Origin of the sequence: Desulfobulbus sp., from assembly GCF_030824455.1 — a bacterium.
In the GTDB taxonomy this organism is placed as follows: Bacteria; Desulfobacterota; Desulfobulbia; order Desulfobulbales; family Desulfobulbaceae; genus Desulfobulbus.
Genome location: NZ_JAVBXR010000072.1, coordinates 15095 through 27248 on the forward strand (window position 1 = coordinate 15095; position 12154 = coordinate 27248).

At 59.8% G+C, this 12154-nt stretch carries 9 protein-coding genes; 4 read left to right on the forward strand and 5 right to left on the reverse strand.

Annotated features, from left to right (window positions below; translation table 11 throughout):
* Nucleotides 1-78 precede the first annotated feature (78 nt).
* The gene (locus tag RCH93_RS09335) at nt 79-1803 is read left to right on the forward strand and encodes a methyl-accepting chemotaxis protein (RefSeq protein WP_306548096.1); all 1725 of its coding nucleotides are present in this window, start codon (nt 79-81) and stop codon (nt 1801-1803) included.
* Nucleotides 1804-1860: 57 nt separating this feature from the next.
* Here RCH93_RS09335 and RCH93_RS09340 read toward each other — a convergent pair whose 3' ends face one another.
* Both RCH93_RS09340 and RCH93_RS09345 read right to left on the reverse strand, forming a co-directional pair.
* On the reverse strand, nt 1861-2565 hold the full coding sequence (locus tag RCH93_RS09340; RefSeq protein ID WP_306548097.1) for a DUF2293 domain-containing protein: 705 nt from the start codon (nt 2563-2565) through the stop codon (nt 1861-1863).
* Nucleotides 2562-3797, reverse strand: coding sequence for an MFS transporter (locus RCH93_RS09345; protein ID WP_306548098.1), 1236 nt, complete (start codon nt 3795-3797; stop codon nt 2562-2564). The genes RCH93_RS09340 and RCH93_RS09345 overlap by 4 nt, the downstream gene beginning before the upstream one ends.
* Before the next feature lie 615 nt (nt 3798-4412).
* On the opposite strand from RCH93_RS09345, the gene RCH93_RS09350 reads away from it, so the two are divergent.
* The 3 genes from RCH93_RS09350 to RCH93_RS09360 all read left to right on the forward strand — a co-directional run bounded on the left by RCH93_RS09350 (nt 4413) and on the right by RCH93_RS09360 (nt 10346).
* Nucleotides 4413-6473 carry a methyl-accepting chemotaxis protein gene (locus RCH93_RS09350; protein ID WP_306548099.1) on the forward strand — a complete coding sequence of 687 codons (2061 nt, stop codon included), beginning with the start codon at nt 4413-4415 and terminating at the stop codon, nt 6471-6473.
* A 353-nt stretch (nt 6474-6826) separates the two neighbouring features.
* Nucleotides 6827-7687, forward strand: coding sequence for a phosphate/phosphite/phosphonate ABC transporter substrate-binding protein (locus RCH93_RS09355; protein WP_306548100.1), 861 nt, complete (start codon nt 6827-6829; stop codon nt 7685-7687).
* 7 nt (nt 7688-7694) lie between these two features.
* The gene (locus tag RCH93_RS09360; RefSeq protein ID WP_306548102.1) at nt 7695-10346 is read left to right on the forward strand and encodes an ATP-binding protein; all 2652 of its coding nucleotides are present in this window, start codon (nt 7695-7697) and stop codon (nt 10344-10346) included.
* 380 nt (nt 10347-10726) lie between these two features.
* On the opposite strand, the gene RCH93_RS09365 is transcribed toward RCH93_RS09360, so the two are convergent.
* The 3 genes from RCH93_RS09365 to RCH93_RS09375 all read right to left on the reverse strand — a co-directional run.
* Nucleotides 10727-11308, reverse strand: coding sequence for a DUF3106 domain-containing protein (locus RCH93_RS09365; RefSeq protein WP_306548103.1), 582 nt, complete (start codon nt 11306-11308; stop codon nt 10727-10729).
* Nucleotides 11309-11388: 80 nt separating this feature from the next.
* Nucleotides 11389-11883, reverse strand: coding sequence for a DUF3619 family protein (locus RCH93_RS09370; protein WP_306548104.1), 495 nt, complete (start codon nt 11881-11883; stop codon nt 11389-11391).
* On the reverse strand, nt 11880-12154 hold a 275-nt coding region (locus RCH93_RS09375; RefSeq protein ID WP_306548105.1), incomplete at its 5' end, for a sigma-70 family RNA polymerase sigma factor. The genes RCH93_RS09375 and RCH93_RS09370, both read right to left, overlap by 4 nt.

Below are 12154 nucleotides of genomic sequence, written 5' to 3' on the forward strand. Positions count from 1 at the left end.
TTTTCTATATCTTGAACAAAAGGCTGCTTCTTGCCGACACCACCCCCTTGACCGCCGCACAACGCCCCCGGAGGAACCATGCTCAATCGATTTTCAGTCAAAGGCAGGATGTATCTTGTTATCCTTTCGATTTTCTTTCTCTTTGGCTTGATGCTGTGGTTTGCGGTGGCCAACAGCCACAAGGTTCGGGACATGGGCCTTTCGAAGACCGGCGAGGTGATGCTTGCGGATCAAAAGGCCAAACTGCAAGTGGCGACCCATTCGGTGGCGCTTGCCGTCGGCCACGCCATTGAGGGCGTCAACGATCCGCAGAAAAAAATCGATATTATCCGCGCCCTGGTGGACGACATCCGTTTCGAGGACGACAAATCCGGCTATTTTTTTGTTTACGACAACACCGTCAATATTGTCCTGCCGCCGGCAAAAGACAAACAGGGCAAGGATTTTAGCGAAAACAAGGACAAGAACGGCGTCTACTATGTGCGGGAACTGATGGCCCAGGCAAACAAGGGCGGCGGCTTCGTGCAATACGTCTTCCCCAAGCCGCCGGCCAATCAGGACACCACCAAACTGGGCTACTCCGAGATGATCCCCGGAACCCAGATGTGGATTGGCACCGGCATTTACATCGACAATATCGACGCCTACGTCAAAGCCTTAAGCGTTGAGATGAACGGCCAGGTCCGCTCCTCGCTGACCACCATGACCATAAGCGCCGGCGTGGTGTTCGCGGTCATCATTTCGGTCATCCTGCTCATTGCCTTCGGCATTGTGCGGGGGTTGAACCATGTGGTGGTGAATCTGCGCGACATCGCCCAGGGCGAGGGCGATCTCACCCGGCGCCTGGAAATCGAGTCCAACGACGAAATCGGGCAACTGGGCAAGGGCTTCAACCTCTTCATTGAAAAATTGCAGGGGATCATCAAAGGGGTAGTGGCCAACGGCAAGGAGGTGGAGGGGGCATCCACGCACCTGGCCTCGGTGGCCAGCGAGATGTCGGCCAACGCCGGCGAAAGTTCAACCCGCAGCAACGCCGTGGCCGCCGCCGCCGAGGAAATGAACGCCAACCTCAACAACGTCGCCGCCGCCATGGAAGAATCCTCGACCAACACCGCCATGGTCGCCAGCGCCGCCGAAGAAATGCACGCCACCATCAACGAAATTGCCGGCAACGCCGAACAGGCCCGCGTCATTTCCGAGCAGGCGGTGCGCAAGGCTGAGGTGGCCTCCGCCAAGATGACCGATCTCGGGCAGGCCGCCCAGGCAATCAACAAGGTGACCGAAGCAATCACCGAAATCTCGGAACAGACCAATCTGCTGGCCCTCAACGCCACTATCGAGGCGGCCAGGGCTGGCGAGGCGGGCAAGGGTTTTGCGGTGGTGGCCAATGAAATCAAGGAACTGGCCAAGCAGACAGCCATCGCCACCCTCGACATCAAGCAGCAGATTGCGGGCGTGCAGGGAACGGCTGGCGACACCATTAAGGAAATCAAGGAGATCAGCGGCGTCATCGACAACGTCAACGCCATTGTGGCCACCATCGCCTCGGCGGTGACCCAGCAGTCGGCGGCCACCGAGGAAATTGCCAAGAACATCGAACAGGCCAGTCAGGGTTTGCAGGAGGTCAACGAGAACGTCAGTCAGAGTTCGGTGGTGGCCGGTTCCATCACCAGGGACATCGCCCAGGTCCACCACGCAGTGAGCGAGATTTCCAAAAGCAGCGAAGACACCAAGCACAGCGCCGACAACATGCTCCATTTGGCGCGCGAACTGAACAAACTGGTGGGCGTGTTCAAGGTGTGAACCCACCATGAACGGCAGGAGCGGGGCAACGAGCATGCCCCGCTGCCGGTTGCTTTTTCAAAGGGCTGCGGACGCCTCCGCAGCCTTTGCTGTTTGCTCCAACGCCCGGCGCAAAGGGCAGTCCGCGCCGATCTCCCGGCCTTCCCGATAGGCGCGCAGCAGTTCCACCGAGCGCTGGGCCAGCATCCGCCGCACCTGCCGCCGCTCGCCTTTGATCCGGGCGATATGCATTGAATCGTAGCCCGTGGTCTGGTGGCGCATCCAGGCGATCACCGCCTTGGCGGCCCGCTCTTCGATGGGAATCATGGCGGTCCTGGCCACCGTGCCGCTGCCCACGGGCACGGCATGGACGGTCACCGCATGGGCCATGGCCTCTTCCTGCGCCTTGTGTTGCGGCGCAAAGGCGAGGAAGGCGCGCACCGCCGCGCAGAACTCCCCTTCGTACTCCACCTGCTTTTCCTCCCGCCGCCGCCGGTCGCCGGCCAGTTTCTTCTGATACCCTTCGGTGGCGCGGGTCGCCTCCACCTCCACCCGAGCCTCTTCAATGATTGCGGCCGGGGCCCAGACGCCTTTGGAGATCACCCGCCGCCCCATCCGGGCCTGCACCCGCCAGAACCCGGTTCTGGCCGTGACTTTGCGGGTCAGTCCGGCGTCGCCCGCCGGGAGAAAGGCCCAACCCTCAGGCGGAGCTATCGCCCGGCCGCCGGCGTCGATCAGCCCGCCGCCCGGTCCTGTCTGCACAATCCGCTCTTCCCGGCTCATGATTTCGCCTCCCCGCTTTCGTCAATCTTCTTGCGCAGATCAGGAAGAAAAACCGCAACCAACCCCAGCAGCGGCAGCCAGGCGCAAACCTGATAGACGTAGTCGATGCCGCGCACGTCGGCCAGTTTGCCCAAGAGCGCCGCGCCGATCCCGGCCATGCCAAAGGCCAGCCCAAAAAACAAGCCCGAGATCGTCCCCACCTTGCCGGGAAAGAGTTCCTGGGCATAAACCACGATGGCCGGAAAGGCCGAGGCCATCATCAAACCAATGACAAAGGTGAGCGGACCGGTCCAGAACAGGTTGACGTAGGGCAGCGCCAGGGCAAAAGGGGCCACGCCAAAGATCGACCACCAGATCACCTGCTTGCGGCCGATGCGGTCGCCGATCGGCCCGCCCAGCATGGTGCCCAGGGCCGCGCCAAAGAGGAACACGAACAGATGGATCTGCGCCGACTGCACCGAAACCTGGAATTTGTGGATCATGTAGAAAATGAGGTAGCTGTGCAGGCTGGTGGTGTAAAAAAACTTGGAAAACATCAGCACCAACAGCAGCAGCATCGGCCAGACCGCAGCGCGCATATCGACCTTGGGCCGCGCCGCCGGATGGATCGCGCGCCGTTCCCGCTCCTGGGCCTGCTTCTGTTTGTACCAGGCTCCAACCTGGGCCAGCACCAGGATACCGAGGAAGGCAAACAACGAGAACCAGGCCAGACTGTGCCGCCCCTGGGGGATGACGATCAGGGCCGCGAGCAAGGGTCCGGCCGAGGTGCCGGCATTGCCGCCGACCTGGAAGATCGACTGCGCCAGACCGTAATGCCCGGCCGAGGCCATGCGCGCCACCCGCGACGATTCGGGATGAAACACCGAGGACCCCAGCCCGACCAACCCCACCGCCAGCAAGAGCAGGCCATACGTCGGGACCACGGACAGAGCCAGCAGCCCCAGCAGGGTGCTGGCCATGCCAAAGGCCAGGGAATAGGGTTTGGGATGGCGGTCCGTATAGAAGCCGACCGCCGGCTGCAGCAGCGAGGCGGACATCTGGTAGGTCAGGGTGATCAGCCCGATCTGGGTGAAACTGAGGCCAAAGCTCTCCTTCAACTGCGGATAGATCGCCGGAATCAGCGACTGGAGCATATCGTTGAGAAAATGGGAAAAACTAATGGCCAACAGGATGTTGAGACCGATGCGCTCGGTTCCGGCGGAGGCGGGCTTGCCCTCGACGTGCTGCGACATGTGGCGTGCTTCCTTGGTGCGGAAAAAAAGAAACCGGCTTACGCCGGGAGAAAAAGACAGGGGCTGACTTTACTGGATGCAGGCTTTTGCGGCAAGGGGATTGGTTTTTGTTTTGGTTGAGCGTCGTTGCGCCCTGGTCTGGTCAGCAGCGAGGAGTGGCGAGAAAGGGAAGCCGGTGGCGAGGAAGAGCAGGCGCACCTTCTTCATTTTTAAATCAAACAAAGTCGTCGCGGTTCAACCAGGGGAGCAGGGCGCGCAACGCGCCGTTACAGCCATGCATGTCGCTGAGCGCGAGATGCCGGGGCACGGAAGCAACTCTTGGGGATGGAATGGCTGATTGTAGTGACGTTCCTCACACGGTGCAAACCAACAGTGGTCTCACCGCCGTCCGACTCCACACCGTGGCATCCGCCCAGGCGGTGTTCCTCCTGAGCACGGGGGGGGGGCGGAGCTGAACAACAAAAATTACAATCGTAACCAGTTTCTAATCATCGGTCTGTACAAACCCCCATCGACCATCATGCGACGGAGTGTTTGCTTGACGCTTCTTTCGTGTCATCGACAACCTCACGCCATGCCTCACCAAGCCAACTGATTTTGCCTCAAGGAGGCCCAATGTTCAAACATCTCAAAATTGCCGCCAAGATGATCCTATCTTTCGGCAGCGTGGCGCTGATTGCGCTGTTTCTCGGCCTGCTCGGCTATCGCGGCGGCATCAACAGCATCGCGGCAGTCGATGAAATAGGCGCGGTCCGCTTGCCCAGCGTGGAAAATCTGCTGATTGTCAAGGCCAAGGCCAACGAACTCATCGCTTCTTCACGTTCCCTGCTCATCCCCGATTTGGATAAGAAGGAACGCCAACGCCAGTACGACATCATTGCCCAAGCACGGGAAGAATATCAAGCGGCCTGGAAGATCTACGAGCCGTTACCCCAAACCGCCGAGGAGGCGGCACTGTGGCGACAGTTCGTCCCTGCCTGGCAACAGTGGCGCGAGACAAACTTGGTGTTCCTTGAATTGACAAAGAAATTCGAGGCCCTGGACCTCGGCGACCCGATGGAGCTCGCCCGCAACCTGGAAAAATTCCGCGGAGATCATCATAAACTGGCCTCCGACGTGCTCACCATGCTCAACAGGGGCAGCCGTTTTGATGGCGGCGAGGACCACCAGGCCTGCAACTTTGGCAAATGGATGGCGTCCTTCACCACCACCAACCCCGAACTGCTCGGGCTACTGCAGCAGGTGCGCGAATCGCATCACAATTTCCATGAGGGGGTCAAAAAGATCAAGGAGTTAACCGCAGGCGGCAATGTTGAAGAGGCAAAACAGCTCTATACCACCCAGTTGGTTGCCAACATGGAACTGACCTTCAAAACGTTCGATGCAATGCTCGCCCTGACGAACAGTGCCCACGACGTGCTGCACGAGGCTGATCAGCAACTCCTTGTGGTGGCCTACGGGCATCAAGTTAAAGCCAACGAACTGCTCGACCAGATCATCAAGATCAACAGCGACGTCGCCGCCCAAGCGGTCAAGATCGCCAAACATCAGGCCAGCCGACAGAAAATCATCAGCCTCTCGGCCTCGATCATTGGCGTTGCCGTGGCTCTGCTCATCGCCCTGGTGATCACCCGCAGCATCGCCGATCCGATCAGGGACTGCGTGCGCTTCACCAACCTGCTCGCCCAAGGCGATTTTTCCAAGAGCGTGCCCGAGGCATTCCGCAAACGGGGCGACGAAATCGGCGACCTGGGCCGCGCCTACCACACGATGGTCGGCAATGTCAGCGCCATGCTCCACAACACCATCGAAAACGCCCAGACCCTGACCGCTTCATCGAGCGCCCTCGCCGCGGTTTCCCGGCAGCTCTCCGCCAACGCCAAGGACACCTCCGACAAGTCCGCCACCGTGGCCGCCGCCACCGAGGAAATGAGCGTCAACATCCAATCGGTCTCCGCCGCCATGGAGCAATCCACCAGCAACGTCAACATGGTTGCCTCCTCCACCGAGGAGATGACCGCCACGGTGCACGAGATTGCCCAGAGCGCCGAGAAGGCCCGAGCCATCTCCGAAGGCGCGGTCAAGCAGTCGCAAAAGACCTCGGAGAAGATGACCGAGTTGGGTCAGTCGGCGCGCAAGATCGGCCGGGTCACCGAGACGATCACCGAAATCTCCGAGCAGACCAACCTGCTGGCGTTGAACGCCACCATCGAGGCGGCCCGGGCCGGCGAGGCGGGCAAGGGCTTTGCGGTGGTGGCCAACGAGATCAAGGAGCTTGCCCGGCAGACCGCGTCCGCCACTGTCGACATCAAAAACCAGATCAGCGAAATGCAGACCACCACCGCCACCACAGTGGAGGACATCGAGAAGATCAGCGCGATCATCGCCGAGATCAACAACGTGATTAACGGCATCGCCACCGCGGTGGAGGAACAGTCGGCCGCCTCCGGCGAGATCGCCGGCAACATCGCCCAGGCTTCCCAGGGCATTGCCGAGGTTAACGAGAACGTGGCCCAGAGCACGGTGGTGATTGCCGACATCACCCGCGACATCTCCGGCATCAACCAGCAGTCTTCCCAGGTGGGCGAGGGCAGCGCCATGGTCCAGCAGAGCGCCCAGGGGCTAGCCGAACTGGCCAGCCAACTGGAGGAACTGGTGCGCAAATTTAAGGTCTGAGGCCCAGCGTCAGCAGCACCGCCCTCGTAGCATCGTCATTACCCCGTCAAACCGCCATCGGCATGGTGTGCCGTGCCGATGGCGTCCCATTCGTCGCCGTTGATTGAATGCCCCTCGACCGCACAGCAAAACCTGCTCGCGCCGCAAATCATCGCACCGGTTTTTGTTAGAATACGGTTAATTTTGCTGTGCCCGGCAAAGGATTCTTCTGAAAAGCGGTAAAATCCGGTATGGAACGACTGCCGAGTGCCTTATCCCGAAAAATCATTATGCGCCAAGGCCTTCAGACGAGCGAAGCGGTATGGAAGAGTGACACGCCCAACAGGCGTCTCGATCAATCAACAGGAGACACCATGACAGTGCATCCGTGCAAGGCCTGGCTCCGCCTGGGCTGCGTTATCTGCGTTATCGCCGGCCTCATTATGCTGGCCGCGCAAACCGTTGCGGCGGCGGACAAACTGATTCTTGCCAGTATTCCGTATCGTCAGGAAACAACACTGGTCTCCCAATTCGCGCCACTGGCCGAACTGCTCAGCCGCAAGCTGGGCCGGCCGGTGGAAGTCGATATTGCCGACAGTTATGAGGATATCGGTGCGCGCCTGCATCACCGGGTCGCCGACCTCGGCGTCCTTGGTCCCAAAAGCTACGTCGAAGCCAAGGAGAAATATCCAGAGATCATCTACCTCGCCACCAACAAAAATCCCGACGCCTTCTACCACAGCCTGATCATCACCCGCAGAGATTCCGGGCTCAAGTCGCTGGCCGCACTCAAGGGCAAAAGTTTCGCCTACACCGAAACTGGATCCACCTCCGGGTACCTCTATCCCCGCCAGCTTTTCAGAAGCGCGCAACTCGACCCGGACACCCTGTTCTCGGCCGCCTATTTTCTGGGCAAGCACGACAAAGTCTACGAGGCGGTCGCCAAGGGAACGGTGCATGCCGGGGCCGTGTCCTCCTCGGGCATGCCCGACGCGGTGCACCTAAACGGCGATATGTTCAAGGTTCTGGCGACCTCCGCGCCGATTCCCCGCAACGCCCTGGTCGCCGGGTCGCACCTCCCGCCTCCGCTGGTGGACCAGATTCGCGAAATTTTGCGCACCGCCGAGGAAGATCCGGTTTTCAAAAGCAGCACCGCGACATCGAAATCCAATGGATTCCTCATCCGCAACGATTCCTTCTACGACATAGTGCGCCAAGAACGGGAGCTGAACTGACCGTATCATGTTTTTCCACAGCCTGATCCACCAAATTGTCCTTTGGATCCTCGTGCCGATCACCTGCGTGCTCGGCTTTGTCTGGTTCCAGTTGGATGGACTTCATCTTCGCTTCGTCGACCAATTGGAACGGGACATCGCCCAGGAAGCCAGCAGGGTTGAGAGGGAACTGCAACTGGTGCTCGAAACCACCGAGCAGTTGGCCGCAATGACCGTCCGGGACGGCAAGCTCCTGCTTGCCTATAACGACCGGGCCACGGATTATCTCTACCGCATGGGCAGCAACATCATCGCCTCGAACCTGATCGATCTGGTGACCTTCGTCGATCCGAAGGGCATTGTGCTTGCACGGGGGCACGAGGAGTTTGCCTTCAACGATTCCCTTGCCGGCAATCCGTTCTTCGCGATCGCCGCGAGCGGCAAGACGTTTTCCGGCCTGGCCGGTCTCAATGGCGGGGTCGCCTTTGTGGTCGCGCAGCCGGTGCGGGAATTTGGCGCCGTGTTTCGCGGCGTGCTGATCATGGCACGGATGATTGCGCCGCAGTACCTTGACCGGATCGGAAACGAGCTTGGCATGACCATTGCCCTCGACCAGCAGGTCGGATCATCCGCGCCGTCACTCCTTCAAAACGAGGGCATTGCCCAGTTCCACAAAAAATTACCGTTCGATGCAATCGATCACGCTCCGATGACCCTTTCGATCAGCAAGGGTTATCAGGCCGAGTTGGAGGTGTTGGGGGCCGCCCGGATGAAAATCATCCTGTTTGCCATCTTGGCCACCACCGCAGCGCTAGGGTTCGTCTATGCGTCGTTGCGCTACCTGCTCCGGCCGATGCGCCGGCTGCGCACCTGGCTGCAGCAGCACAAGGACGGCAACATCGGGGTCGAGGACCTCAACAAAAACATCATTGCCGGGAATAACACCAAGAACGAACTCGGCTTCATTGCCCACAGGGCCTTGGAAACCATGCAGGATCTGGAGACCGCCCGGGCCGAATTGCAACGGATGCATCGCCACCTCGAATTGCTGGTCGAGGAGCGGACCCGGGAGCTCTCGCAAAAAACCAAACAGTTGCAGGAAGAGGTGCTGGAACGGGAACAGGCCGAAATGCGCGTCCTGGGGTTGAAAAATCATCTGCAAAGCATCTTCGATTCGATGCGTTGCACCCTGATCGGCGTGGATGCGGCCGGGTTGATCACCTTCATCAATGCCCAGGCCGAGGCCCTGAGTTGCCTGTCGTTCGAGGCGCTCAAAGGCTCGCCGATCAAGGAACTCCTCGGGACGTTTGACGTGTCCGAGCAGGATTTCCTCGACCAAACCATACAGAGCGGCGACCAGTGGCAGATGCGCCGCTATGTCACCCGGCGCCGGGACAAGCAGATGCATCTCGACATCACCGTCTACCCGTTTTGTTTTGGCGCCGAAACGGGCCTGATCATCCGTATTGACGACGTCAGCAGACAGGTCGCGATGGAACAGGAACTGTTCAAGGTGGAAAAACTCAAGTCGATCGGCCTGCTCGCCGGAGGCATTGCCCATGATTTCAATAACTTTCTCGCCGCCATCCTCGGCAACATCAGTCTGGCGCTGTTTGACGAACGGTTGAGCGAAAAAGCCAGGCAGTTGCTCACCCAGGCAGAGCGGGCCAGTATCAGCGCCAAGGAGCTGACCGGGCAGTTGCTCACCTTTGCCAAGGGCGGCGAGCCGCGAAAAAAACTGACCGAACTGACCGGGACGGTCCGCGATGCCGCCAACCTTGGTGTACTCGGCGACCGGTTCAGTTGCCGGTTCACCCTACCCGAGGATCTCTGGCCGGTGGAAATCGACCAGGGGCAGATAGCCCAGGTCATTCAGAACATCGTGATCAATGCCACCCAGGCGATGGAGGATGGCGCGGTGATCGACGTTGCTTGCGCCAACATCGATTCGCTGGGCGAAAAACACCTCGACCAACTACCGCCCGGCCCCTATGTCCGCATCACCATCGCCGACAGCGGCGCCGGCATGCCGGCGGAGCTCCTCTCGCAGATCTTCGACCCCTACTTTTCCACCAAGTCCGAGGGGCACGGCCTGGGCCTGGCGATCTGTTATTCGATTGTGCGCAAGCACAACGGCGTAATTACGGTGGAATCTGCGCCCGGAGCCGGCGCTGCCTTCTTCATCTACCTGCCCGCGCGGCCGGACGCATTCGTGGCCAGTACGGCGGGGAGCGAATCCGGCGAGGCCAATTCGCAGCCGCTACGCATCCTGGTGATGGACGACGATCCGATGATCCGCGAAGTGGTGGGGGCAATGCTCGATCTGCTCGGCCATCAAGTGCTCTTTGCCCAGGATGGAGCCGAGGCGGTTAAAAAATTCCAGAGCGCACAGGAAGCCGGGACGCCGATGGACCTGGTCCTGATGGATCTGGTCATTCCCGGCGGCATGGGCGGCAAGGAGGCCGTGCGGGAAATTCTCCGCATTCGGCCCGAGGCCAAGGTGATTGTCTCCAGCGGTTATTCTAACGATCCGGTGCTGGCCAATTTCCTGGACTACGGCTTTTCGGCGGCCATCCCCAAGCCCTATCAGTTCAAGGAATTGGCGCGGATCGTGAGCGAAGCGTTGACGGAGCGGGATGGACAAACCGGCGATGAGTGCGGCGCCGTTGCCGCGGGCTGAAACCGTCCGCGTTGAGAAGGATCATGGCCTTTGCACCTTGCCGCGCCAAGCGGAAAGTATCGTGTAGGTTCCCCTGACGCCCAAGGAATGAGCTTGGTGCTGCCAACCGGGACAGTAACGGTCAGCTCCTTACTCCGGCAATGATGGGGATGACCATTCCCGAGGTTTTTGATGATGTCCATCCTGGGGAAACGATTTGGTTTGACGATGGCAAAATTGGCGGCGTTATTGAAATGATCGAAGAGAGAACGCGGCTGACACATTCTCTTCCTCCAAAAAAATCGCCCCCTCTGGTAGTTATCATTCAGCAGTCAATCGTGCGGCAAAGAAGCCCGCCTCAACCGAGCATGATTGCTTCCGCTCTTGGGAATTTGCTTCTCCTACTCCCCCAGCCTCCGCCGCTCCCAGCGCTCCAGCATGCGCTGGCGTTGTTCGGGCGTGGCGTTCTCCCAGCGTTCGAGGATCCGGGCCCGTTGCTTGGGGTTGGAGTGCTGATACCGCTCCCGCAGTTTTACCTTTTCTTCAGGGCTCATCGATTGCCAACGGCGCTTCAGTTCCTGGCGCTTCTCCGGCGAGAGTTGGCGAAAGGCGTCGCGTGCGGCGCGCAGGCGCTGTTTTTGCTCCGGAGAAAGTTTTTGAAATTGTTCAAAACGCTCGCGAATCCATTGTCGGTCTTCGGGTGTGAGTGCCTGCCATTTTTTCAGCCGTTGCTTGGCTTCGACCCGTTGTTCCGGGCTCATATTCAGCCAGCGTTCCGAACCCTTGCGCAAGCGGTCCTGTTTTTCCTGGGAAAAGGACTCCCAGTCTTTGGCAAAGGGCTGCAGCACCCGTTGCTGTTGCGGGGGCAACTCGTTGAACGGTTGGGCTCCAACAGAGGAGGCGCACAGCAGCGCCATAATCGAAACCAGCGCCGCCGCCAGCCCTCGCCGCCAGCCGCCCTGAAGATGCAGCTTATTTGCCATTGCTGTTCTCCTCCTGTGGCGCATTGTCGTGTTCCATAGCCTCAAGTTCAAAGGGATCAACCCAGCCCGCGTCCTTGTCTTCAAATGATCCGAGAAATTCCAGCATCTCCGCATTCGGCGCCTCGGCAGCCGTTTCGGTCTGCCCCGTCGCCTGCTGCCCCCAAGCCAGGCCCGGCAGGACCGGCAAAAGGACGATGACCATCAACGCGGGAGAGATCGTCCTCCTCCCCATCCACGGCCGAAAGCCACTCGTAAAATTCAATGTCTTCAAAAAATTCAATGGATTCCTCGGAAGTTAACAGTCCCATATCGGCAACAAAATTCTGATCAGCCGCATCCTGGCCCAGCGGCCCAAAGAACGCCAGCAGCACGACCGCCGCAGCGGTCGCCAACGACGCCGCCATGCCGGTCAGCAGCACAGGTCGACGAAAAAAACGCCTTCGCTCTGTTTGCCGCGCAAGCGCCCGGTTCCTGGCTCGGGCCAGGCGGGTCAGGGTTTCCCCATCCAAATCCGCCGTTGACTGATCCAGGAGCTTTTTTGCTGCATCCACCAACTTTCGTTCCTGCTCGTTCATGGCCAATGATCCCCCAGCTTTTCCCGCAGCGCATGCACTGCCCGGGAATAATGCGTTTTCACCGATCCCTCGGCGCAGCCCATGCTCGTTGCCGTCTCGGTCACGCTCAATCCCTCCCAGCCGCGCAGCAAAAACGCCTGTTGCTGGCGCAGCGGCAGCTCGGCCAAGGCTTGTTGCAAGGCCCGGGAGGCGTGATTGACCTTGGTTTGATGCTCCGGGTCCGGGCTGCGCGCATCTTCAAACTGCTCCCACGGGTCGCGGTCGTCGTCGG

Coding starts and splice junctions, on each gene's coding strand:
- RCH93_RS09360 (WP_306548102.1), top strand. CDS start 7,695: ATGTTTTTCCACAGCCTGATCCACCAAATTGTCCTTTGGATCCTCGTG.
- RCH93_RS09335 (WP_306548096.1), top strand. CDS start 79: ATGCTCAATCGATTTTCAGTCAAAGGCAGGATGTATCTTGTTATCCTT.
- RCH93_RS09370 (WP_306548104.1), bottom strand. CDS start 11,883: ATGAACGAGCAGGAACGAAAGTTGGTGGATGCAGCAAAAAAGCTCCTG.
- RCH93_RS09345 (WP_306548098.1), bottom strand. CDS start 3,797: ATGTCGCAGCACGTCGAGGGCAAGCCCGCCTCCGCCGGAACCGAGCGC.
- RCH93_RS09350 (WP_306548099.1), top strand. CDS start 4,413: ATGTTCAAACATCTCAAAATTGCCGCCAAGATGATCCTATCTTTCGGC.
- RCH93_RS09340 (WP_306548097.1), bottom strand. CDS start 2,565: ATGAGCCGGGAAGAGCGGATTGTGCAGACAGGACCGGGCGGCGGGCTG.
- RCH93_RS09355 (WP_306548100.1), top strand. CDS start 6,827: ATGACAGTGCATCCGTGCAAGGCCTGGCTCCGCCTGGGCTGCGTTATC.
- RCH93_RS09365 (WP_306548103.1), bottom strand. CDS start 11,308: ATGGCAAATAAGCTGCATCTTCAGGGCGGCTGGCGGCGAGGGCTGGCG.